The following is a 22,325-nucleotide window of genomic DNA, read 5'->3' as shown; positions in this document are numbered from 1 at the left end:
CGCTCTAGGCACCCAACTCAGCGAAAGAAAGGCAATCGATAACCTCTCCACGCTCAAAGGTTGTACCCGGCGGTACAATTGCCAACGCATTCGCCCACGCCACTGAACTTAGCGCCCCGGAGCTTTGCTGCGGATGCAAACTCAGCACGCCCCCCTTCAGGCGCACACGCAGATACTCTTGCCGACTACCAGGCTTTGGCCATTCGAAGTCCACCTTCGCCTGAACGACGTCGGGCATCGGGTCGCTGACGCCTTGCATGGCCAACAAATACGGCCTGACGAGCAGGCAGAAGGTGACAAAACTCGACACCGGGTTGCCCGGCAAACCAAAAAACGGCACGCCTGCAATTCGGCCGTAGGCCAAGGGCTTACCCGGCTTAATCGCCAGTTTCCACACCTTGAGCTCACCCAAGCGCTCTATCTGCGCTTTAACATGATCCTCCTCACCGACAGAGACACCACCACTGCTTATTACCACATCGGCCAACTCAGCCGCTTGAACCAAGGCCTCCGCAGTCGCCTCTGCCGTATCGGGGATAATTCCCAGGTCGATAAGCTCACCGCCCATTGCTGAAATCAGCGCAGCCAGCATCGGCCGATTGGAATTGTAAATTTGCGCGGTGCCGAGCGCCTCGCCGGGCTCTCGCAATTCATCCCCGGTCGACATCAAGGCAACTTTTAAGCGCTTGGCGACACGACAGGCCGGCACCCCAACGGAGGCCAACAAGCCGAGGTCCGCGGCGCCTAGCTTGCGACCGCGCGCTACAACAACAGCCCCCCTAGCGATGTCCTGGCCACGCGGGCGAATATGCTGGCCAGTTGCTGGCGTTATCGCAACCTCAACGCTCTCGTCGGATTGCCGGCAATCCTCCTGAGCAACAACACAGTCTGCCCCCGGCGGGATAACCGCACCGGTAAAGATTCGCGCTGCGGTTCCCGGCAGCAAGGCATCGGGGGCATGGCCCGCCGCTATACGCTGGCTGATAGGCAGGGCCCGCCCTTCGGCAAGATCAGCGACCCGCAATGCATAGCCATCCATCGCGCTATTGGCCGCCGGCGGCACATCTGTTGCCGCGACAATATCCTCCCGAAGAATGCGCCCAAATGCGGCATTCAGATCACAGCACTCATCCCCACACAGGCTCGCACCTGCCAGTAACTCAGCCTGTACTTCCGCCACCGGGCGCAGCGCCATTATTAGTGACCTCTGCGAGTATTTAACACACCCACAAAATTGCAGGGGCGATGACGGCTATCGAGCTGCTCCGCGATAAGCCGCGTCCACGCGGTTCGGCACGCCCCCGTAGAACCTGGCATGCAAAATATCACGGTATTATTAGCAAAGCCGGCAAGGGCTCGCGACTGGATGGTCGACGAGCCAATTTCTTCGTAAGACACGGCGCGAAAGACCTCGCCAAAGCCTTCGATGTGCTTGTCAAAAAGTACCGACACCGCCTCTGGCGTGGAGTCCCGGCCAGAAAATCCGGTGCCACCAGTGACCAGCACTGTGTCAATGTTTTCATCGGCGATCCAAGTGGATAGCGCAGCGCGAATTTGATAAATATCGTCTTTCACTATCTGTTTATCCGCCTGCCGGTGACCGGCCTCTTGCAGAGCGGTACATAGGTAGTGCCCGGAGCTATCAGAAGCCTCATCTCGAGTATCCGATACGGTCAGCACCGCGATCGACAGAGCTGAAAACGCGTCAGAGGCGCTCATCGCAATCATCCTCACAAAGGGTTTTAATCATTTTGGGCAACCAGGATCGCCACGCTAATTGCTTAATACCGAAATTACGCAATAAACGCTCACAGCGGAGTACCCGCGAATCCGTCACCCACCCCCAGCCATCGCCATCAATTGAAATATCGGGGGGAGTCGCCAGATATTGCCCGGCATGGGCGTAGGCCACTTCGGCAAATGCATAGGCGCTAGTGGCACCGCTGCTTTGATAGTGATAGATACCCCGGCACAGCGCACCACAGGAAAGCTGGTCAATCATTGCCGATAACACCCGGGCAAGGTCACCAACCGGCGTCGGAGCACTCTGCTGAGAATCATCAAGACCAAGCGCTTGGCCCGCTTTAAGCGCCTTGATAAAGGCGGACAGTAAATTATCACCGTCGGTCGCAATAAGTGGCCCCGTGCGCAGGATAAGCGCCTGCAAGGACGCGGATAGCAGCTGCTCTTCCATTGCCGCCAGACGGACAGCATCCCGACCTTGAGGGGCTGGGGTGGCATTTTCTGCCACCGGCTCTTCGCGATCCAACGCCGCGACAACCCGGGCATCACTCAGCCCCAAATAACACCGCAGTTTCGGACCTACAGCACTTATTAGCTCCGCCTGAATATCAACGACGGCGTCGGTGACGGGTTCGCCCGGTGTTAAAAGGGCGTTAACGAGAATCGCACCGTCGGCCAAGTGCGGTTGCGCCAATAATTCAGAGGGCTTTAGTTGCATCAATTCCCGGCCCCGGGAGTTCAGCTGCGCTTGCAGGGCCGCCGCTAACGCGGAGTCTTCACAGAGTAGTAACACGCTCACCGTTTCGCCCACTGCCGCCTTCATCTAGACATTGCACAACACTTTTCTGGGACGTTAATCCCGCCGCCGTCCCATCGGCGCTCACTAACTGCGAAGACATCTCTTAGAACGGAATATCGTCATCAAAGTCGTCAAAACCAGGAGCAGGAGCGTTTTGCTGGGCAGGCGCTTGCTGTTGCGGAGGGGCTTGGCGCTGCGGTGCTGATGGAGCAGGTGCTGCTTGGCGGCGCTGTTGAGGCGCCGGCGCTTGGGAGTAGCCATCGTCGCCGTAACCACCAGACATGCCACCACCGCTACGGCTGTCGAGCATTTGCATTTCAGCGGCAACAATCTCGGTGGTGTAACGGTCTTGGCCACTTTGATCCTGCCATTTGCGAGTGCGCAGAGATCCCTCAACGTAGACCTTTGAGCCTTTTTTCAAATACTCACCCGCGATTTCAGCCAGCCGATTGAAGAACACCACCCGGTGCCATTCTGTGCGCTCTTGCGGTTGGCCAGTTTGCTTGTCCTTCCACGTCTCACTGGTCGCGATGGTGACATTTGTCACGGCTCCCCCAGAAGGCATATATCGAGTCTCTGGGTCTTGGCCAAGATTCCCCACCAAGATAACTTTGTTGATACCTCGCGCCATGCGCACTCTCCTATTATTACTGTCTGCGGCCTGCCAAATGACAGTCACCACTATACCGGATTCTGCCGGAACCCGTCATTAGTCCCGGCGGTAAAGCTCCGCGGGCAACTGAGCTAAATCAAAGCCCTTGGATACTCGCAGATAGGCCTGGCGCTCGTCCTCAAAGACCGTCACGTCTAATGTGCCCGGCAGACACAACACCTCGTTTCGCAAACGCTCATACCCCCAACCGCCCTGCGGCCAGCTTAGGGTAACGCTAATATTCTGAACAGGAAGCACCATGCCGACGGTACACGCCAGCCAAAGTAAACCGGCAAGACCCGCCGCAAGAAATACTGCAGCTTCTCCCCAGTGTCCCAGCACCCATCCTCCTAGCGCACCGCCGCAAAACGCGCCCATGAATTGGAAGCTGGCAAAAACGCCCATCGCCGTGCCCTTGCCCCCCGCATATACGCTGCGACTCAACAACGCAGGCAACGATGCTTCGAGGTAGTTAAAAGCCGTAAAGAACAGCAGCAACACTGCCAATACTGAAACCAAAGAGAAAGGCAATACCGACGCGAGCAGCAATACCCCCGCCAAGAGGGCGATCGCAAGGCGCAAAATCAGCGCCTGCCATGACTTTTTCTCCGCAACAATTAATGCCGGAACCATCAATACAAACGCTGCGGCCATAACAGGCAAGTACACCATCCAATGCTCGGCAGGCGCCAGCCCCAGCTCCGTAAGGCGGGCTGGCAACACCAAAAATAGTGCCATCATGGCCATATGCAGGACGAAAACCCCCACATTCAAACGCATCAAAGACGGACTGCGAATACAGCGCAACAACAAGCTTGCCAATGGTCGGGCGCTCGGGTCGCGAGACTGGATGCGCGAGGACGGCACCACAAAGACGGCCACCACCACGCCAAGCATGGCGAGCGCCGAGGTCAACAAGAATAACGCCGGAACGCCAAAGCTGGCCGCGACGCCGGGGCCAACCACCATTGCTACGGCAAAGGAAACCCCAATGCTGACACCGATGGCGGCCATCGCCTTACTGCGGTGCTGCTCTCGCGTTAAGTCGGCAACGGTCGCCGTAAGCGTACTGGCTATTGCCCCCGCCCCCTGCATAAGCCGACCAAATATCACCGTAAATATCGATTCAGCAGATGCTGCAAGCACACCGCCAGCGGCGAACAATAACAAGCCCGCCACGATAACCGGCTTGCGACCAATCCTGTCCGACAGCATACCGAGCGGAATTTGCAGCACAGCCTGCCCGAGGCCATAGATACCCAGCGCAAGACCAACCAAAACCGGTGTACTAAAAGCGTAGTCCGCAGCATAGAGAGGTAAAACCGGCAGCAGCATAAACAAGCCGAGCATGCGGAATACGTATAAACAGGCCAACGCTGCAACAGCGCGACGCTCCAGCGCAGACATGGAGGAGTTCAAGTGTGGAAAATTCCCGAGCGGTGATCAATGAAGTAACGGCCAGTAGTCTACCAGTTTGCCGCCCCCTAAAAAACCAGTTGGCCTTTGCGCCGCCTTGATTCCGCCCCGTATAATGTTGGGTTTGTTTTATCGGGGTTTGTAATGGATCGGATTATCGTTCGCGGTGCTCGCACCCACAATCTGAAGAATATCGACCTGGAGATTCCCCGTGACAAGCTGGTTGTCATTACCGGCTTGTCTGGCTCTGGCAAATCATCCCTCGCCTTTGACACGCTGTACGCTGAAGGTCAGCGGCGCTACGTTGAGTCACTGTCGACCTATGCACGGCAGTTCCTGTCCATGATGGAAAAGCCCGATGTCGACCACATCGACGGCTTGTCGCCAGCCATTTCTATTGAGCAAAAGTCGACCTCTCACAACCCGCGCTCGACCGTGGGCACCATCACCGAGATCTACGACTACTTGCGCCTGCTGTTCGCCCGCGCCGGCGAACCGCGCTGCCCCGATCACGACGCACCACTGGCCGCGCAGACGGTGAGCCAAATGGTCGACACCGTTTTATCTCTTCCCGAGGGCAGCAAGATGATGATGCTCGCCCCAGTGATCAAAAACCGCAAAGGCGAACACCTTCATGTGCTAGACAAACTGCGCAGCCAGGGTTTCGTGCGCGCGCGCATCGACGGCATCGTCGTCGATTTGGATGACGCCCCCACGCTCGATAAGAAAAAGAAACACTCCATAGACGTGGTAGTCGACCGCTTCAAAGTGCGCAGCGATTTAGCCCAACGCCTGGCCGAGTCTTTCGAGACCGCCCTGGAGCTCACCGACGGCATTGCCAGCGTTGCCGACATGGATGAACCAAGCAAAGCAGAGCTTAGCTTTTCCGCTAAATTTGCCTGCCCTCACTGTGGCTATAGCTTAAGCGAATTAGAGCCCAGACTGTTTTCCTTCAACAGCCCGCTTGGCGCATGTGGCAGCTGCGACGGACTCGGCGTTAGACAATTCTTTGATGAGTCACGCATTGTGCAGCATCCCGAGGCCAGCCTCTCCACCGGGGCGATCCGCGGCTGGGATCGGCGCAGCGTTTATTATTTTCATATGTTGAAGTCACTGGCCGAACACTACGATTTCGACATTGACGCGCCCTTCGAATCCCTGAGCAAAGCAAATAAGCAGCGCATTTTGCAAGGTAGCGGTGACGAGGAGATCAGCTTTACCTATATCAATGATCGCGGCGACAGCTTCCAACGCAAGCACCGCTTCGAAGGCGTTATTCCCAATATGGAACGCCGCTATCGAGACACCGAATCGCAGACCGTACGCGAAGACCTGAGTAAATTCCTGAGCACTCACGCGTGCCCGGACTGCCAGGGCACGCGACTGCGCAAGGAAGCCAGGCATGTCTTTATTGAAGAGCAAACGCTGCCCGATATTGCCTCGATGCCGGTGGGCGCCGCCAAACAGTATTTCGAAAATTTAGCGCTGAGCGGTCGCCGGGCACAAATAGCTGAAAAAATATTGAAAGAGATCAACGACCGCCTGCGCTTTCTGGTGGATGTTGGCCTGAATTACCTGAGCCTCGACCGCAGCGCCGATACCCTTTCAGGGGGTGAGGCACAGCGCATCCGTCTCGCCAGCCAGATCGGCGCAGGCCTTGTAGGCGTGATGTATATCCTGGATGAACCGTCGATAGGCCTGCACCAACGCGACAACGAACGACTTCTCAACACCCTGCGCCACCTGCGCGATATCGGAAATACCGTCATTGTTGTTGAACATGATGAAGATGCGATACGCACTGCCGACCACATTATTGATATCGGCCCCGGGGCAGGTGTTCACGGCGGCCAAGTCGTGGCAGAGGGAAGCTTGGACGACATACTGAGCAGTGAGCAATCCCTTACTGGCGATTATTTGTCCGGGAAACGCTGTATCGCGATCCCCACAGCGCGTCACCAACCGGATCCCGAACGCTACATTCACCTAGAAGGCGCCATAGGCAACAACCTCCAAGACGTCGACTTGCATATCCCCCTGGGCTTGATGACCTGCATTACCGGTGTCTCAGGCTCAGGGAAATCAACGCTGATCAACCACACCCTGTACCCGATTGCTGCGACTGTGTTGAACGGCGCCACCACGCTGAAACCCGCACCATATAGCGACATCAAGGGCTTGGATCTCGTCGATAAATGCATCGACATCGACCAGAGCCCAATAGGCCGAACCCCTCGCTCCAACCCGGCGACCTATACCGGAATCTTTACCCCCATCCGAGAGCTTTTTGCCGGCACTCAGGAGGCGCGATCCAGAGGCTACAAAGTTGGCCGCTTTAGCTTTAACGTCAAGGGCGGCCGCTGCGAAGCCTGCCAAGGTGACGGGGTTACTAAGGTAGAGATGCATTTCCTGCCAGATATCTACGTCGCCTGCGAGGTTTGCCAGGGCAAACGCTATAATCGCGAGACACTCGACATTTTATACAAAGGAAAAAACATCCACGAAGTGCTGGAGATGACCGTCGAAGACGCCAACAGCTTCTTCGAAAATGTGCCAGCTATTGCGAAAAAGCTTCAAACGCTAATGGACGTCGGCCTGAGCTATATTCGCCTGGGCCAGGCGGCAACAACCCTGTCGGGTGGTGAAGCGCAGCGCGTAAAGCTTGCTAAAGAACTCTCCAAGCGCGACACCGGCAAAACCCTCTACATTCTCGATGAGCCAACCACCGGCCTACACTTCGAGGACATTCAACTGCTATTGTCGGTACTCCACCGGCTGCGTGACCACGGTAACACCGTGGTGGTCATCGAACACAATCTCGATGTTATTAAGACCGCCGACTGGCTTGTTGATCTGGGGCCCGAAGGCGGCAGCGGTGGCGGTCAAATCATCGCCGAGGGAAGCCCGGAAACACTTGCACAAGTTGCTGCGTCCCACACCGGGCGCTTTTTAAAACCCATGCTCAAGTAATACGACAAGCTATACGGATCAACGGGCATAAAAAAAGCCGGCATAGCCGGCTTTTTTTATGCTGTCGAAACAGCGAAGAGCTTACTCTTCGTCGTCTTCGATCTCATCCGCAACTGGGCGATCAACCAGCTCGACGTAAGCCATAGGAGCTTTGTCGCCAGTACGCAGACCACACTTCATAATGCGAATGTAACCGCCTGGGCGAGCCGCGTAACGCGGGCCAAGCTCGTTGAACAACTTACCCACTGCCTCGTCGCTACGCAGACGCGCAAAGGCCAAACGGCGGTTTGCAACACTGTCTGTTTTTGCGAGAGTAATCAGTGGCTCCGCGTGACGGCGAAGTTCCTTGGCTTTAGGCAGAGTCGTTTTAATCAATTCGTGCTCTACCAATGAAGCCGTCATATTGCGAAACATCGCTTTGCGATGCGAGCTATTGCGGTTCAGTTGACGGCCGCTATGACGATGACGCATGGCTTTTTCCTTTAATAAACGTTGCTATCTCAGCAAAATAATCTTCGGTTCAATGCTTACGCAAGAACCCGGTCGTCGTTTCTCAGGCTAGCCGGTGGCCAATTGTCTAGGCGCAAGCCCAAAGACAAGCCACGAGAAGCCAATACATCTTTGATCTCAGTCAGAGACTTCTTGCCGAGGTTCGGCGTTTTCAGAAGCTCAACTTCGGTACGCTGTACCAGGTCACCGATGTAGTAAATATTTTCAGCTTTCAGACAGTTCGCACTGCGCACGGTCAACTCGAGATCGTCGACTGGGCGAAGCAGGATAGGATCGACTTCGTTCTCTTCACGCGAGGGCTCTTTCTCACCTTCGCTTTCAAGATCAACGAACACGGCCAGCTGCTGCTGAAGAATAGTCGCCGCGCGACGGATCGCCTCTTCAGGATCAATGGTGCCGTTGGTTTCGAGATCCAGTACCAACTTGTCAAGGTCGGTGCGCTGCTCTACCCGCGCATTTTCTACAACGTAGCTAACGCGGCTGATTGGGCTGTAGCTAGCATCCAACTGCAAACGACCGATAGAGCGTGTCTCTTCCTCACCACCGTTGCGAACGTCGGCGGGGACATAGCCACGACCGCGAGCAACCGTGAGGCGCATATTCAGCTCGCCACCAGAATTCAGGTTGGCGATGACGTGATCCTGGTTGACGATTTCAACTTCATGGTCAGTCTGAATATCACCAGCAGTTACCGGGCCTTCGCCTTTTTTGCTGAGTGTTAATACAGCTTGGTCTTTACCATGAAGAATCACCGCCACTTCTTTCAGGTTAAGCAGGATTTCGATAACGTCTTCCTGAACACCTTCCATTGCGCTGTATTCGTGCAACACACCGTCGATTTCAGCTTCGGTCACCGCACAACCAGGCATTGAAGACAGCAAAATACGGCGCAAGGCGTTACCCAGGGTATGCCCAAAACCACGCTCAAGCGGCTCCAAGGTGACTTTCGCGCGAGTTTGACCCTGCTCTTCAACCTGGATCACTCGCGGTGTTAAAAATTCATTCACTGCACTTTGCATAGATCACCTGTAGTGAGAATGTCCGGAAATAACTTACTTCGAGTAAAGCTCAACGATCAGCTGTTCATTGATCTCTGAAGACAAGTCGCTACGGTCTGGTGCATTTTTGTAAACGGCTTCCATTTTGTCGCTGTTTACATCAATCCAAGACACGTCGCCGCGCTGTGCTGCAAGTGCGAGTGCGGACTGAACACGAAGTTGCTTCTTCGCTTTTTCACGCAGGCTAATCACGTCACCAGGCTGAACCTGATAAGACGGTACGTTAACGGTCTGGCCATTAACGAGGATACCTTTATGTGATACCAACTGACGCGCTTCGGCACGAGTAGAACCGAAACCAATACGGTATACAACATTGTCCAAACGGCCTTCGAGGTATTGCAGCAGGTTTTCACCAGTTGCGCCCTTCTTGCTTGCCGCTTTCTTGTAGTAGCTACGGAATTGCTTTTCCAGAACACCGTACATACGACGAACTTTTTGCTTTTCGCGAAGCTGAACACCGTAGTCGGACAAACGTCCGCGACGCGCACCGTGCATACCGGGAGCGTTTTCGGCTTTGCACTTAGAATCCAGAGGACGAACGCCACTCTTCAAAAACAGGTCAGTGCCTTCCCGTCTTGCTAATTTACAGCTCGGGCCTAAATATCTAGCCATGTTAACTATTCCTCAACTGTTAATTACACGCGACGTTTCTTGGGAGGACGGCAACCATTATGGGGGATGGGCGTCACGTCTGTGATGTTGGTGATCTTGTAGCCGCAGTTGTTCAAAGCGCGAACAGCCGACTCACGGCCAGGTCCGGGACCTTTAACTTCTACGTCAAGATTTTTAAGACCGTAGTCTTTCGCAGCATTACCCGCGCGCTCTGCTGCAACCTGTGCCGCAAAGGGGGTGCTTTTACGCGAACCGCGGAAACCACTACCACCAGCTGTTGCCCAGCTCAGAGTGTTTCCTTGGCGGTCTGTAATGGTGATGATGGTGTTGTTGAATGACGCATGAATATGCGCGACGCCATCGACAACGGTCTTTTTGACCTTCTTGCGAGGCGCTTGCTTGCCTGGTTTAGCCATGTTTACTTCCTGCTTCTAATATCAACACTACACTAGTGGTGTAGCTACACTAAAGGCGCTTTGCTGCTTCGCAATTACTTGCGAATCGGCTTACGTGGACCCTTGCGAGTACGCGCGTTAGTTTTCGTACGCTGACCACGCAGGGGAAGACCCTTACGGTGACGCAGCCCACGGAAACAGCCAAGGTCCAGCAGACGCTTGATGTTCATAGATACTTCGCGGCGCAGATCGCCTTCTACCGTCATTTTGGCAATTGCGTTACGCAGTGAATCGAGCTGCTCTTCAGTCAGGTCAGCGATTTTCGCGTCTTCCGCAATGTTGTTGCCCGCGCACAATTTTTTAGCAGTTGTGCGACCAATTCCGTAGATATAAGTCAACGAAATAACGGCATGCTTGTTATCTGGTATGTTAACACCCGCAATACGAGCCATTCAGATTACTCCAATTAAAGCTTTAACTTTTAACGCTTGACAAAATCTGGCCAGATGAACAGACCCCGCGCGAAAGGCGCCGTAGTCTATCTACAACCGGGCCGGGTTTCAAGCCCAGCGACCAAATTTTGCTCAGCCCTGCCGCTGCTTATGACGTGGCTCTGCGCTACAGATAACGCGAACAACACCTTTGCGACGAACGATTTTGCAGTTGCGGCAAATTTTCTTTACCGATGCACGAACTTTCATGACGACACTCCAAACAAATTGCTGCGCCGCGATTAGCGGGCGCCGCTACCGTAATTTTTCAGGTTAGCTTTTTTCATCACCGAGTCGTATTGGTGAGACATCATGTGCGACTGTACTTGTGCCATGAAGTCCATAACCACGACCACTACGATCAGCAGCGATGTACCACCCAGGTAGAACGGAACGTTCCACATAACTACCAAAAACTGTGGGAGCAGGCAGACACCGGCGATATATAGCGAACCAAACATTGTCAGGCGAGTAAGCACATCATCAATGTAACTTGCCGTCTGCTTACCAGGGCGAATACCTGGCAAAAAAGCACCTGAACGCTTCAAGTTATCCGCGACTTCATCCGGGTTAAACATCAACGCGGTGTAGAAGAAGCAGAAGAAGACAATCAAGGCTGTAAATAGAATGATATTGAGTGGTTGACCTGGGCCAATAGCCAATGCCAACTCTTGCAGCCACTCCATACCCTCATTACTTTGTCCTACCCACTGCGCGATAGACGCAGGAAACAGCAGAATCGAGGATGCGAAAATAGCAGGTATAACACCGGCCATGTTCACCTTCAGAGGCAAATGGCTTGACTGAGCCTGATACATCCGATTGCCGCGTTGCTGCTTGGCGTAGTTCACCGTGATGCGGCGCTGGCCACGCTCGATGAAGACCACCAAGTAAATTACCGCAACTGCCAGAACCAAAATCGCCAGCAACACCAGTACATTCAACTCGCCTTGACGAGCCTGCTCTAAAGATTGCCCAACAGCCGAAGGCAGCCCTGCAACAATACCGGCGAAAATCAGCATAGAAATACCGTTACCGATACCTCGCTCGGTGACTTGCTCGCCGAGCCACATCATGAAGACAGCGCCCGTTACCAGAGAAACCACCGCGGTGAAGTAAAAGCTGATATCCGCATTAAAGGCGAGGCCCTGGTTAGCCAGGCCAACCGTCATACCTGTCGCTTGCAACAAGGCCAACACCACCGTCAAATAACGGGTGTACTGACTGATTTGTCTGCGGCCGGCTTCACCTTCCTTCTTAAGGGCTTCCAGCTGCGGGCTCACGGCGGACATTAGCTGCATAATAATGGATGCAGAAATGTAAGGCATGATACCCAAAGCCAGAATACTCATGCGCTCTAGTGCACCACCAGAGAACATATTAAACAGGCCAAGAACCGTACCCTGATTTTGATTAAACAGGGCGGCGAGTTGATCCGGGTTGATGCCGGGCACCGGAATGTGGGTGCCGATGCGATAGACAATTATCGCCAACAACAGAAAACGAAGGCGAGCCATAAGCTCGCCTAGTCCGGACTGCTTTCCAGTTGTCAAAGGACTGGATTTCGCCATGGGTTATAGTTCCCTATTCTTCGACTTTGCCGCCAGCTTTTTCGATAGCTTCGCGGGCGCCTTTAGTCACAGCCAAACCTTTAACTGTAACAGCCTTGGTCACATCACCAGAAAGAAAGACTTTCGCTCTCTCGATGTTGTTTGACACCAGGTCGGCACGCTTCAACGCATCCAGATCGACAACATCTTCGCCAACAGCATTCAGCTCAGAAGTACGAATCTGTGCGGTTACAGAGGCCATGCGAGAAGTAAAACCATACTTCGGCAGGCGTTTCTGCAAAGGCATTTGGCCGCCTTCGAAACCGGGACGTACGCTACCGCCTGAACGAGACTTCAGACCTTTGTGGCCACGACCCGCAGTTTTACCCAAGCCGCTACCGATACCGCGTCCAACCCGCTTGCCGTCTTTAACACGACCTGGGGCGGGGCTCAGCGTGTTTAAACGCAACTCGCTCATTTTTTAACCCTCAACACGAATCAGATAGTTAACTTTATTGATCATGCCACGTACTGAAGGAGTGTCTTCCACTTCGACAGTGTGACCAATGCGACGCAGACCCAGGCCCGCAACGCAGGCTTTGTGAGCCTTCAATCGGCCCGCTACTGAGCGGACCTGTGTAACTTTAATCTTGCTCATAATGAATCCTGCCCCTTTTTTAGCCCAGGATATCTTCTACCGATTTGCCGCGCTTCGCTGCGACTTCTTCAGGAGAAGAGATACTTTGCAGTGCCTTAATTGTTGCACGCACTACGTTTACCGGGTTGGTAGACCCATAGCACTTGGCGAGTACGTTGTGTACACCCGCAATTTCAAGCACAGAACGCATCGCACCACCGGCGATAACACCAGTACCTTCTGACGCCGGCTGCATGTAGACCTTAGAGGCCCCATGAACACCTTTTACTGCGTATTGCAGGGTATCGCCCTTGATATCCACCTGGACCATGTTGCGGCGAGCCGCTTCCATTGCCTTCTGGATGGCGACAGGCACTTCACGAGCCTTGCCGCGGCCGAAACCCACTTTGCCGTTGCCGTCACCTACCACGGTCAGCGCGGTGAAGCTGAAAATACGACCGCCCTTGACCACTTTGGCAACACGGTTAACCTGAACCAGTTTTTCCTGGAGGCCTTCTGTGTTTGCTTTGTCTTTCTGCTCGTTGTACGCCATCGCCTAAACCTTAGAATTCCAATCCGCCTTCACGGGCAGCATCTGCCAGCGCCTTGACTCGACCGTGGAAACGGAATCCACTGCGATCAAAAGCGACCTTTGTTACACCCGCAGCCTTAGCACGGTCTGCAATCAGCTTGCCAACGCCAGCCGCTGCACCGATATTGCCACTTGATGCGCTACGCAACTCTTTGTCCAGTGTCGAAGCACTGGCAAGAACGCGATCACCTTCTGCTGCAATCAGTTGCGCATACATATGGCGCGGAGTGCGATGAATGCACAGACGAACCGCTCGCAGTTCGCGCATTTTAGCGCGAGCTCGGCGTGCACGACGTAATCTTGAAACTTTCTTATCGCTCATATGCTAGCCTTTACTTTTTCTTCGCTTCTTTACGACGAACAACTTCGTCTTCGTAGCGAACACCTTTACCTTTATAGGGCTCGGGCGGACGGAAGGCGCGGATTTCCGCGGCAACCTTGCCGAGAACCTGCTTATCACTACCTGTCAGAACAATTTCCGTCTGAGAGGGAGTTTCTGCTTTAACCCCTTCGGGCAAATCGTAGTCAATGGGGTGGGAGAAACCCAGCACCAAATTGACAGACTTACCGCTTGCTTTGGCACGATAACCAACACCGTTCAGGATCAACTTACGCTGAAAACCTTCGCTGACGCCGATCACCATGTTGTTGGCCAAGGCGCGAGTGGTTCCCGCCATTGCCCAACCATTTTTTGCACCTTCACGGGCAGCAAATACAAGCTGACCATCTTCTTGTTTAACTTCGACGGACTCGTGCAGCGGCATGGACATGTTGCCATTCTTGCCTTTAACCGCAATGCTGTCGGCGCCGAGTGTGACTTCAACCCCTTTTGGGAGAGCCACTGGACTTTTCGCTACTCTGGACATTTTAGAAAACTCTTCTAACCGTCGATTTAGAAAACAGTGCAGAGCACTTCGCCACCAACACCCGCTGCACGTGCAGCGCGGTCTGTCATCACACCACGGCTGGTGGAGACAATGGCAATACCCAGTCCGGCACGTACTTCCGGAAGATCTTCTTTACCCGCATAAGCGCGCAGACCTGGGCGGCTAACACGCTGAATTTCAGCGATAACCGGTTTACCTTGAAAATACTTCAGCTCGATGCTCAGAGTGGCTTTACCAGCGTTATCGTCTACACGAGAACCGGCGATGTAGCCTTCCTGCTCAAGTACATTGGCTACCGCCTTTTTCAGCTTAGAAGAAGGCATTTGAACCTCGGTCTTCCCAGCCATCTGAGCGTTGCGGATGCGGGTCAGCATATCCGCTAAAGGATCTTGCATGCTCATGTTTTGCTCCCATTTATCGCCGCGTTATCGCGCGACAGCAAAATTCTCAATCTTACCAGCTGGCCTTAACCAGACCAGGCACATCGCCACGCATCGCAGCTTGGCGCAGTTGGTTACGGCACAGGCCGAACTTGCGGTAAACACCGTGAGGGCGACCAGTTACCTGGCAACGACGGCGCTGACGAACAGGGCTCGCATCACGCGGCAGCTTCTGCAGCTTAACCTGGGCGTCCCACTTTTCTTCATCGCTTGCGTCAACGCTGGCGATAATAGCCTTAAGTTCAGCACGCTTAGCGGCGTATTTGGCGACTGCGCGAGCACGTTTTACTTCGCGCGCTTTCATTGACTGCTTTGCCATATCCCTAACCCCTTAAGCTTTGAACGGGAAGTTGAACGCTTTCAACAACGCTCGACCTTCATCATCGTTACGCGCTGACGTGGTGATAGTAATATCCAAGCCACGTAGGGTATCGACTTTATCGTAATCAATTTCCGGGAAAATGATCTGCTCAGTCACACCCATCGCAAAGTTACCGCGACCGTCAAATGACTTAGGGCTGATACCACGGAAGTCACGTACACGAGGGATAGCAACAGAGATCAAGCGATCCAGAAATTCATACATACGCTCACGGCGCAGCGTGACTTTACAGCCAATCGGCCAACCGTCACGAATTTTAAAGCCCGCAATTGATTTACGCGCTTTGGTTACCACAGGCTTTTGACCGCTGATTTTCTCAAGGTCAGCCAGAGCAGCTTCCAATACTTTCTTGTCGCCCGCGGCTTCACCTACACCCATGTTCAGAGTGATCTTGGTAATACGGGGAACTTCCATCGCGTTAGCGAGACCCAGCTCTTCAATAAGCTTGGCGCGCAACTCGTTGTTATACAGTTCGCTTAATCGTGCCATTTTCTAATAACCCCTACGCGTCGATCGCTTCGCCGCTGGATTTAAATACGCGGGTCTTAGTGCCGTCTTCAGCAACTTTGAAGCCCACCCGATCCGCTTTATTCGAAGACGGATTATAAATCGCGACGTTCGACACCTGGATAGGCGCCTCTTTCTCAACGATACCGCCGGCCACACCCAGCTGTGGGTTTGGACGTTGGTGCTTCTTGATCATATTGATGCCGGAGACCAGCACGCGATTTTCGTCCAGTACTTTCTGTACCTTGCCGCGCTTGCCTTTGTCTTTACCGGTTAAGACGATAACTTCGTCTTCACGTTTAATCTTGCGCATTATGCTGACCTCAGTCTTCTCTTCAGCGAACCAATTACAGTACTTCAGGTGCCAGAGAGATAATCTTCATGAACTTCTCACCACGCAGCTCTCGCGTCACCGGCCCAAAAATACGAGTGCCGATAGGAGCCAAACTGGCGTTCAGCAGTACTGCTGCATTGTCGTCGAACTTAATCAGCGAACCATCGCCGCGACGAACGCCTTTCTTGGTGCGAACTACGACCGCTGTCATTACCTGACCTTTTTTCACTTTGCCGCGAGGAATTGCCTCTTTGACAGTGACTTTGATCAGATCGCCGACACGAGCGTAACGACGGTGTGAGCCGCCAAGCACTTTGATGCACATAACGCGACGCGCGCCACTGTTATCTGCAACTTCCAAATAGCTTTCTGTTTGAATCATTTCTTACTCCAAAGCAGTCAACTGTGCATCAAGCCATTGAACACAGGCCGCCGGCCAAATTAAATCTGCTTAGCCGTCTCTTCAACGCGCAGCAAAGTCCATGACTTACTCTTAGACAGCGGACGCGTCTCACAAACTGTTACCACGTCTCCAGTCTTGCACTCATTATTCTCATCATGAGCGTGGACTTTAGAAGAACGGGTCAAGTACTTACCGTAGATTGGGTGTTTCACACGACGCTCTACCAGTACGGTGATGGTTTTATCCATCTTGTCGCTAACTACCTTACCGGTGGCGGTACGAGCGCTCTTTGCTGCTTCTGACATTTTAATTACCTGCCTTTTCCTGGAGCACAGTCTTAATGCGCGCGATTTCTTGACGGGTCTGCTTCAGCAGATGCGTCTGCGCCAACTGGCCGGTACTTTTCTGCATGCGCAGCTTGAATTGCTCTTCGAGCAACTTCAGCAGCTGGGCATTGAGCTCGTCTACTGACTTTTCGCGTAATTCAATAGCGTTCATTACATCACCACCCGCTTAACAAATTGGGTTGCTACCGGAATTTTAGCTGCTGCCAGTGCAAAGGCTTCACGCGCCAGCTCTTCGGGCACACCTTCTACTTCATACAGCACTTTACCGGGTTGAATTTGGGCAACCCAATATTCAACGTTACCCTTACCTTTACCTTGACGAACCTCGAGAGGCTTCTCAGTAATTGGCTTATCCGGGAAAACGCGGATCCAGATTTTACCGCCACGTTTAATGTGACGAGTCATGGCACGACGAGCTGCCTCGATCTGGCGAGCGGTGATACGACCGCGTCCGACTGCTTTCAGGCCGAAATCACCAAAGCTGACCCGGCTGCCGCGTTCTGCCAGACCGCGATTGCGGCCCTTCTGTACCTTGCGAAACTTTGTGCGCTTCGGCTGTAACATGTGCGTAACCCTTACTCTGAACCTTTCTTAGCCTTGGCTTCGACTGCTTCGTTTCTGTTCCCCAGGATTTCACCCTTGAAGATCCAGACCTTGACACCGATGATGCCGTAGGTAGTCGCTGCCTCGTATGTGGCGTAGTCGATATCTGCGCGCAGAGTGTGGAGAGGTACACGACCTTCCCGGTACCACTCAGTACGTGCGATCTCAGCACCACCAACACGGCCACTAACTTGTACTTTGATGCCTTCCGCGCCTTGGCGCATTGCATTCTGTACCACACGCTTCATCGCGCGACGGAACATAACGCGGCGCTCAAGCTGCTGTGCAACGTTCTGTGCAACCAGCTTCGCATCAAGATCCGGCTTGCGAACCTCTTCAATGTTAATGTGCACGGGTACAGACATGCGCTTGCTGAGCTCTTTGCGCAGCTTCTCAACGTCTTCACCCTTTTTGCCAATAACAATGCCAGGGCGTGCAGTGTGAATAGTAATGCGTGCGGTTTGTGCCGGACGCTCGATCACAATGCGGCTAACAGAAGCGTGCGCCAACTTCTCTTCCAAGTACTCGCGAACTTGGATGTCAGTCACCAGCTGTTGTGCGTACTGTTTGCTGCCTGCATACCAGACAGAGTTGTGATCTTTTACAATTCCGAGCCGGATGCCGGTCGGGTGTACTTTCTGACCCATTTGGTCTCTCCTACTAACCTTCGCCGTCGGCTACTTTAATCGTGATATGACAAGACCGCTTCAAGATGCGATCGGCCCGGCCTTTTGCACGGGGGCGCAGACGCTTCATCGTCATACCCTCGTCGACAAAGATTGTCGAAACTCGCAACTCATCAACATCAGCACCTTCGTTGTGCTCGGCGTTGGCGATTGCAGAGTTCAGCACCTTCTTAATGATGCCGGCTGCCTTTTTGGAGCTAAACGTCAACAAATCCAGCGCTTCTTCTACACCCTTGCCGCGAATCTGGTCAGCAACCAAACGGGCCTTCTGGGCGGAGATACGTGCGCCTTTTAAACGTGCCGCTACTTCCATCGTTTATGCCTCTCCCAGCCCAAGCTTAACGCTTGGCCTTTTTATCAGCCACGTGCCCCTTGTAGGTGCGAGTCGCGGCGAATTCACCCAATTTGTGCCCAACCATATCCTCGGTAACCATCACCGGAACATGTTGACGACCGTTGTGTACCGCGATGGTTAAACCAACCATCTCGGGGAGAATCATAGAACGACGCGACCAGGTCTTGATCGGACGACGATCGTTTTTCTCAACCGCTGTCTCTACCTTCTTCAAAAGATGAAGATCGATAAACGGTCCTTTCTTCAATGAACGTGGCACAAGCTAATCCTCTTTACTCTGACTGCGCTTATTTTCTGCGATCACGCACAATCAGCTTATCTGTACGCTTATTTTTACGGGTCTTATACCCTTTAGTCGGAACACCCCAAGGAGTTACAGGATGACGACCACCAGAGGTACGACCTTCACCACCACCATGTGGGTGATCAACGGGGTTCATAGCCACACCGCGAACGGTAGGACGAACACCACGCCAACGCGCCGCACCGGCTTTACCCAACTTACGCAGGCTGTGCTCGCTGTTTGACACCTCGCCCAATGTGGCGCGGCACTCAGCAAGAATCTTGCGCATTTCGCCGCTGCGCAAACGCACAGTGGCATATTGGCCTTCACGTGCAACCAACTGCACTGATGCACCCGCACTACGAGCGATCTGAGCACCTTTACCAGGCTTCATCTCGATGCAGTGAATTGTGCTACCAACTGGAATATTACGCAGCGGCAGCGCGTTACCGGGCTTGATCGGTGCTGACTCACCTGAGAGCACTTCATCACCTGCGGCAACACCTTTAGGTGCAATCACATAGCGACGCTCACCGTCCGCGTACTTAAGCAGTGCAATATACGCAGTACGGTTAGGGTCATATTCCAAACGCTCAACAACAGCAGGAATGCCATCTTTGTTGCGCTTAAAATCGATAATACGGTAGTGCTGCTTGTGGCCACCGCCAACGTGGCGAGTTGTGATACGCCCGTTGTTGTTACGACCACCATTGCGCGACTGACTCTCAAGCAAGGCCTTATGCGGAGCGCCTTTGTGCAGCTCTGCATTAACCACTCGAACGACGTGACGGCGTCCGGGAGAGGTCGGTTTACTTTTTACAATTGCCATTTGACTCAGCTCCAGACTTATTCAGCGACTGCAAAGTCGATATCTTGACCCTGCACCAGGCTTACATAAGCCTTCTTCCAGTTCGGCTTTTTGCTCAGGCCAAAACGGTTACGCTTAACTTTGCCTTTCATGTTCACGGTGCGCACGTCAACAACGTCCACCTTGAACAGCTTTTCGACTGCGTTTTTGATTTCCAGCTTGGTAGCGCTGGGCAGCACACGAAAAACGACCTGATTGCCCGCTTCAGCACTCATTGCGCTTTTTTCAGAAACGTGAGGACCGAGCAATACTTTGTAAATGCGCTCCTGATTCATCCCAACATCTCCTCAAACTTTTTCAATGCCGCAACGGTAACCACAACTTTGTCGTAACCGATCAAGCTAACGGGATCGACACCGTTCACATCACGAACATCAACGTCGTGAAGGTTGCGCGCCGCCAGGTACAGGTTGCCAGTTACTTCTTCAGTAACAATCAACGCACCTTTTACATCCAGCTCAGCCAGCGACTTAACAAGCAGCTTGGTCTTAGGTGCTTCAAGTGCCATTTCTTCAACGACAACCAGACGCTCCTGACGAGCCAGCTCAGACAAAATAGAACGCAGAGCCGCGCGGTACATCTTGCGGTTTACTTTTTGACTGTGATCTTGAGGCTTCGCCGCAAAGGTCACACCACCGCCAGTCCAAATCGGGCTGCGGATGGTACCAGCACGCGCGCGGCCAGTACCCTTTTGACGCCATGGCTTCTTGCCGCCACCACTCACTTCGGAGCGGGTTTTCTGTGCACGGGTACCCTGACGAGCACCAGCCAGATAGGCAGTCACAACCTGATGAACCAGGTCTTCATTAAACTCACGAGCAAAGGCCACATCGGAAACCTGGATAGTTCCAGCCGCTGCACCGTTACCGGGTTTCGCAATATTCAGTTCCACTGCTTAGCCCCCTAGGATTTTTTTGCTTTAACAGCAGGACGTACAAACACGTCACCACCTGGCGCACCGGGAACCGCACCCTTGATCAAAATCAAGTTGCGCTCTGCATCGACACGTACAACTTCCAGCGTCTGAACAGTCACACGCTCAGCACCCATGTGACCCGCCATCTTCTTACCTTTGAAGACGCGACCAGGAGTCTGACATTGACCGATAGAACCCGGCGCACGGTGCGACAATGAGTTACCGTGAGTAGCGTCTTGCATATGGAAGTTCCAACGCTTAACACCACCTTGGAAGCCCTTACCTTTAGACTGCCCAGTAACATCAACTTTCTGACCTGCCTCAAATGCAGCAACAGTCAGCTCAGCACCAACCTCTGGAGCCTCGTCACCTTCTTCAAGGCGAAACTCCCAAAGACCGCGACCAGCTTCAACACCTGCTTTAGCAAAGTGCCCAGCTTCAGCTTTTGAAATACGTGACGCCTTACGAGCTCCAGCCGTCACTTGAATAGCGCGATAGCCGTCAGCATCGTCTGCCTTGACACGAGTAACGCGATTGGGCTCAACCTCAATCACCGTTACCGGAATAGATACGCCGTCGTCAGTAAAAACGCGAGTCATGCCGCTTTTACGACCGACCAAACCAATAGTCATTGCTCCAACCTCTCAGTGTACGGGGCTTAACCCTCTACGGCCGCGCTCTCACGCGTTACACAACCCAGGGCCAGCCCCTGAGCGGGTCTGAATATATTCAGTAAATTTTAATTAGCCGAGGCTAATTTGAACTTCTACACCAGCCGCCAGATCTAGCTTCATCAAAGCGTCTACAGTTTTTTCTGTAGGCTCTACGATATCCAACATGCGCTTGTGGGTGCGGATCTCATACTGATCTCGCGCATCCTTGTTTACATGTGGAGAGACCAGAACCGTGTAACGCTCTTTGCGAGTAGGCAGCGGGATTGGACCCCGAACCTGCGCGCCAGTGCGCTTAGCGGTATCTACGATCTCTTGCGTAGACGCATCGATAAGGCGGTGATCAAAAGCTTTTAAACGAATGCGAATCCGTTGATTTTGCACCTGATCAAACTCCCATCCCGAAATACCTTCGAGCCACTATCGGCGCCAACTGGCCGAGACAACCCGAAAAAAGAAGCGGCATATTAATGACCTAACCGCCCCGTGTCAACAACTATTCGACACAAAGGCAATTAAAGACGCTGCCGCGCGTTTTAGGGCGCCAATTGCACCCATTGTTACCCAGAAAGGGAGGCCGAAGCCTCCCTCCCACACTGCTGCGCGAATAACATCGCGCGTCAGTATTACTCTACGATTTTCGCTACCACGCCGGCGCCGACAGTACGGCCACCTTCACGGATTGCAAAACGCAGACCTTCTTCCATCGCGATAGGCGCAATCAATGTCACGTCCATTTTCACGTTGTCGCCAGGCATTACCATTTCTGTACCTTCTGGCAGCTCACACGCACCGGTTACGTCAGTGGTACGGAAGTAGAACTGTGGACGGTAGCCTTTGAAGAATGGCGTGTGACGACCACCTTCATCTTTGCTCAGTACGTACACTTCGGCTTCGAAGCGAGTGTGCGGAGTGATTGAACCAGGCTTAGCCAATACTTGGCCACGCTCAACTTCGTCACGCTTAGTACCACGCAGCAGAACACCAACGTTCTCACCAGCACGACCTTCGTCGAGCAGCTTGCGGAACATTTCAACACCAGTACAGGTAGTCTTGGTGGTGTCTTTGATACCAACGATTTCGATCTCGTCGCCAGTGTTCAGAACACCGCGCTCGATACGACCGGTTACAACAGTACCGCGACCAGAGATCGAGAATACGTCTTCGATTGGCATCAGGAACGGCTGGTCGATAGCACGCTCGGGCTCAGGAATG

At 53.4% G+C, this 22,325-nt stretch carries 35 protein-coding genes; 1 reads left to right on the top strand and 34 read right to left on the bottom strand.

Annotated elements, in window-relative coordinates; genetic code table 11:
- Nucleotides 1-4: 4 nt before the first annotated feature.
- The 5 genes from HNR64_RS02710 to HNR64_RS02690 form a co-directional block, all read right to left on the bottom strand.
- Complete coding sequence (locus HNR64_RS02710) at nucleotides 5-1,195, bottom strand: molybdopterin molybdotransferase MoeA (protein ID WP_204995046.1); 1,191 nt, start codon at nucleotides 1,193-1,195, stop codon at nucleotides 5-7.
- 2 nt (nucleotides 1,196-1,197) lie between these two features.
- The gene (gene moaB / locus HNR64_RS02705) at nucleotides 1,198-1,719 is read right to left on the bottom strand and encodes a molybdenum cofactor biosynthesis protein B (protein ID WP_204995045.1); all 522 of its coding nucleotides are present in this window, start codon (nucleotides 1,717-1,719) and stop codon (nucleotides 1,198-1,200) included.
- Entirely contained in the window at nucleotides 1,706-2,566 is an 861-nt protein-coding gene (locus HNR64_RS02700) for a sugar nucleotide-binding protein (RefSeq protein ID WP_204995044.1), read from the bottom strand. Before HNR64_RS02700 ends, moaB begins: the two co-directional genes overlap by 14 nt.
- A 79-nt stretch (nucleotides 2,567-2,645) precedes the next feature.
- Complete coding sequence (gene ssb / locus HNR64_RS02695; protein WP_027874890.1) at nucleotides 2,646-3,173, bottom strand: single-stranded DNA-binding protein; 528 nt, start codon at nucleotides 3,171-3,173, stop codon at nucleotides 2,646-2,648.
- Nucleotides 3,174-3,251: 78 nt separating this feature from the next.
- A complete protein-coding gene (locus tag HNR64_RS02690; protein WP_239547553.1) occupies nucleotides 3,252-4,613 on the bottom strand; it encodes an MFS transporter in 1,362 nt (453 codons plus the stop codon).
- 141 nt (nucleotides 4,614-4,754) lie between these two features.
- Here HNR64_RS02690 and uvrA point away from each other — a divergent pair, with 141 nt between their 5' ends.
- The gene (uvrA, locus tag HNR64_RS02685) at nucleotides 4,755-7,580 is read left to right on the top strand and encodes an excinuclease ABC subunit UvrA (protein WP_204995043.1); all 2,826 of its coding nucleotides are present in this window, start codon (nucleotides 4,755-4,757) and stop codon (nucleotides 7,578-7,580) included.
- Nucleotides 7,581-7,661: 81 nt separating this feature from the next.
- Here uvrA and rplQ read toward each other — a convergent pair whose 3' ends face one another.
- The 29 genes from rplQ to HNR64_RS02540 form a co-directional block, all read right to left on the bottom strand.
- Nucleotides 7,662-8,051, bottom strand: coding sequence for a 50S ribosomal protein L17 (gene rplQ, locus HNR64_RS02680; RefSeq protein WP_027874887.1), 390 nt, complete (start codon nucleotides 8,049-8,051; stop codon nucleotides 7,662-7,664).
- Nucleotides 8,052-8,107: 56 nt separating this feature from the next.
- Complete coding sequence (locus HNR64_RS02675) at nucleotides 8,108-9,109, bottom strand: DNA-directed RNA polymerase subunit alpha (RefSeq protein ID WP_027874886.1); 1,002 nt, start codon at nucleotides 9,107-9,109, stop codon at nucleotides 8,108-8,110.
- A 33-nt stretch (nucleotides 9,110-9,142) separates the two neighbouring features.
- The gene (rpsD, locus tag HNR64_RS02670; protein WP_027874885.1) at nucleotides 9,143-9,763 is read right to left on the bottom strand and encodes a 30S ribosomal protein S4; all 621 of its coding nucleotides are present in this window, start codon (nucleotides 9,761-9,763) and stop codon (nucleotides 9,143-9,145) included.
- A gap of 23 nt (nucleotides 9,764-9,786) precedes the next feature.
- Nucleotides 9,787-10,179 carry a 30S ribosomal protein S11 gene (gene rpsK / locus HNR64_RS02665; RefSeq protein ID WP_022960548.1) on the bottom strand — a complete coding sequence of 131 codons (393 nt, stop codon included), beginning with the start codon at nucleotides 10,177-10,179 and terminating at the stop codon, nucleotides 9,787-9,789.
- A gap of 74 nt (nucleotides 10,180-10,253) precedes the next feature.
- Nucleotides 10,254-10,610, bottom strand: a complete 357-nt coding sequence (rpsM, locus tag HNR64_RS02660) for a 30S ribosomal protein S13 (RefSeq protein ID WP_027874884.1) — start codon at nucleotides 10,608-10,610, stop codon at nucleotides 10,254-10,256.
- Between the two features lie 132 nt (nucleotides 10,611-10,742).
- Nucleotides 10,743-10,859, bottom strand: coding sequence for a 50S ribosomal protein L36 (rpmJ, locus tag HNR64_RS02655; protein ID WP_084495682.1), 117 nt, complete (start codon nucleotides 10,857-10,859; stop codon nucleotides 10,743-10,745).
- Nucleotides 10,860-10,891: 32 nt separating this feature from the next.
- Nucleotides 10,892-12,220 (bottom strand): preprotein translocase subunit SecY, encoded by a 1,329-nt coding sequence (gene secY, locus HNR64_RS02650; RefSeq protein WP_027874883.1) that lies wholly within the window; start codon nucleotides 12,218-12,220, stop codon nucleotides 10,892-10,894.
- A 13-nt stretch (nucleotides 12,221-12,233) separates the two neighbouring features.
- Nucleotides 12,234-12,668: a 50S ribosomal protein L15 gene (rplO, locus tag HNR64_RS02645; protein WP_204995350.1), complete on the bottom strand. Its 435-nt coding sequence runs from the start codon at nucleotides 12,666-12,668 to the stop codon at nucleotides 12,234-12,236.
- A gap of 12 nt (nucleotides 12,669-12,680) precedes the next feature.
- On the bottom strand, nucleotides 12,681-12,857 hold the full coding sequence (gene rpmD, locus HNR64_RS02640; RefSeq protein WP_027874881.1) for a 50S ribosomal protein L30: 177 nt from the start codon (nucleotides 12,855-12,857) through the stop codon (nucleotides 12,681-12,683).
- A gap of 19 nt (nucleotides 12,858-12,876) precedes the next feature.
- Nucleotides 12,877-13,389 (bottom strand): 30S ribosomal protein S5, encoded by a 513-nt coding sequence (gene rpsE / locus HNR64_RS02635; RefSeq protein WP_027874880.1) that lies wholly within the window; start codon nucleotides 13,387-13,389, stop codon nucleotides 12,877-12,879.
- Nucleotides 13,390-13,399: 10 nt separating this feature from the next.
- Complete coding sequence (gene rplR / locus HNR64_RS02630) at nucleotides 13,400-13,750, bottom strand: 50S ribosomal protein L18 (RefSeq protein ID WP_027874879.1); 351 nt, start codon at nucleotides 13,748-13,750, stop codon at nucleotides 13,400-13,402.
- 10 nt (nucleotides 13,751-13,760) lie between these two features.
- Nucleotides 13,761-14,294, bottom strand: a complete 534-nt coding sequence (gene rplF, locus HNR64_RS02625; protein ID WP_027874878.1) for a 50S ribosomal protein L6 — start codon at nucleotides 14,292-14,294, stop codon at nucleotides 13,761-13,763.
- Between the two features lie 26 nt (nucleotides 14,295-14,320).
- Nucleotides 14,321-14,716 (bottom strand): 30S ribosomal protein S8, encoded by a 396-nt coding sequence (rpsH, locus tag HNR64_RS02620; protein ID WP_027874877.1) that lies wholly within the window; start codon nucleotides 14,714-14,716, stop codon nucleotides 14,321-14,323.
- 52 nt (nucleotides 14,717-14,768) lie between these two features.
- Nucleotides 14,769-15,074 (bottom strand): 30S ribosomal protein S14, encoded by a 306-nt coding sequence (gene rpsN, locus HNR64_RS02615; RefSeq protein ID WP_027874876.1) that lies wholly within the window; start codon nucleotides 15,072-15,074, stop codon nucleotides 14,769-14,771.
- A 12-nt stretch (nucleotides 15,075-15,086) separates the two neighbouring features.
- Nucleotides 15,087-15,626, bottom strand: coding sequence for a 50S ribosomal protein L5 (rplE, locus tag HNR64_RS02610; protein WP_027874875.1), 540 nt, complete (start codon nucleotides 15,624-15,626; stop codon nucleotides 15,087-15,089).
- Nucleotides 15,627-15,639: 13 nt separating this feature from the next.
- Complete coding sequence (rplX, locus tag HNR64_RS02605) at nucleotides 15,640-15,957, bottom strand: 50S ribosomal protein L24 (RefSeq protein WP_027874874.1); 318 nt, start codon at nucleotides 15,955-15,957, stop codon at nucleotides 15,640-15,642.
- A 34-nt stretch (nucleotides 15,958-15,991) separates the two neighbouring features.
- Nucleotides 15,992-16,360: a 50S ribosomal protein L14 gene (gene rplN, locus HNR64_RS02600; protein ID WP_027874873.1), complete on the bottom strand. Its 369-nt coding sequence runs from the start codon at nucleotides 16,358-16,360 to the stop codon at nucleotides 15,992-15,994.
- A 59-nt stretch (nucleotides 16,361-16,419) separates the two neighbouring features.
- Nucleotides 16,420-16,686, bottom strand: a complete 267-nt coding sequence (rpsQ, locus tag HNR64_RS02595) for a 30S ribosomal protein S17 (RefSeq protein WP_027874872.1) — start codon at nucleotides 16,684-16,686, stop codon at nucleotides 16,420-16,422.
- A 1-nt stretch (nucleotide 16,687) separates the two neighbouring features.
- Complete coding sequence (gene rpmC, locus HNR64_RS02590) at nucleotides 16,688-16,879, bottom strand: 50S ribosomal protein L29 (RefSeq protein WP_027874871.1); 192 nt, start codon at nucleotides 16,877-16,879, stop codon at nucleotides 16,688-16,690.
- Complete coding sequence (gene rplP / locus HNR64_RS02585; protein WP_027874870.1) at nucleotides 16,879-17,292, bottom strand: 50S ribosomal protein L16; 414 nt, start codon at nucleotides 17,290-17,292, stop codon at nucleotides 16,879-16,881. The genes rpmC and rplP overlap by 1 nt, the downstream gene beginning before the upstream one ends.
- A gap of 11 nt (nucleotides 17,293-17,303) precedes the next feature.
- On the bottom strand, nucleotides 17,304-17,978 hold the full coding sequence (gene rpsC / locus HNR64_RS02580; RefSeq protein WP_027874869.1) for a 30S ribosomal protein S3: 675 nt from the start codon (nucleotides 17,976-17,978) through the stop codon (nucleotides 17,304-17,306).
- A gap of 13 nt (nucleotides 17,979-17,991) precedes the next feature.
- Nucleotides 17,992-18,330 (bottom strand): 50S ribosomal protein L22, encoded by a 339-nt coding sequence (gene rplV, locus HNR64_RS02575; protein WP_027874868.1) that lies wholly within the window; start codon nucleotides 18,328-18,330, stop codon nucleotides 17,992-17,994.
- Between the two features lie 25 nt (nucleotides 18,331-18,355).
- Complete coding sequence (gene rpsS, locus HNR64_RS02570; protein WP_027874867.1) at nucleotides 18,356-18,631, bottom strand: 30S ribosomal protein S19; 276 nt, start codon at nucleotides 18,629-18,631, stop codon at nucleotides 18,356-18,358.
- A gap of 28 nt (nucleotides 18,632-18,659) precedes the next feature.
- The gene (gene rplB / locus HNR64_RS02565; RefSeq protein WP_204995042.1) at nucleotides 18,660-19,484 is read right to left on the bottom strand and encodes a 50S ribosomal protein L2; all 825 of its coding nucleotides are present in this window, start codon (nucleotides 19,482-19,484) and stop codon (nucleotides 18,660-18,662) included.
- A gap of 17 nt (nucleotides 19,485-19,501) precedes the next feature.
- Nucleotides 19,502-19,798, bottom strand: coding sequence for a 50S ribosomal protein L23 (gene rplW, locus HNR64_RS02560; RefSeq protein WP_027874865.1), 297 nt, complete (start codon nucleotides 19,796-19,798; stop codon nucleotides 19,502-19,504).
- Nucleotides 19,795-20,415: a 50S ribosomal protein L4 gene (rplD, locus tag HNR64_RS02555; RefSeq protein WP_027874864.1), complete on the bottom strand. Its 621-nt coding sequence runs from the start codon at nucleotides 20,413-20,415 to the stop codon at nucleotides 19,795-19,797. Before rplD ends, rplW begins: the two co-directional genes overlap by 4 nt.
- 11 nt (nucleotides 20,416-20,426) lie before the next feature.
- A complete protein-coding gene (gene rplC, locus HNR64_RS02550) occupies nucleotides 20,427-21,071 on the bottom strand; it encodes a 50S ribosomal protein L3 (RefSeq protein WP_204995041.1) in 645 nt (214 codons plus the stop codon).
- Nucleotides 21,072-21,182: 111 nt separating this feature from the next.
- Nucleotides 21,183-21,494, bottom strand: coding sequence for a 30S ribosomal protein S10 (gene rpsJ, locus HNR64_RS02545; protein WP_022960525.1), 312 nt, complete (start codon nucleotides 21,492-21,494; stop codon nucleotides 21,183-21,185).
- Between the two features lie 242 nt (nucleotides 21,495-21,736).
- Nucleotides 21,737-22,325: EF-Tu C-terminal domain-related protein (locus HNR64_RS02540; protein ID WP_239547552.1), on the bottom strand; the 589-nt coding region annotated here is incomplete at its 5' end.

The organism is Spongiibacter marinus (genome assembly GCF_016906995.1).
In the GTDB taxonomy this organism is placed as follows: Bacteria; Pseudomonadota; Gammaproteobacteria; order Pseudomonadales; family Spongiibacteraceae; genus Spongiibacter; species Spongiibacter marinus.
Note: the sequence above shows the minus strand (reverse complement) of the source record. Positions and strands in the feature narration are given on the sequence as shown.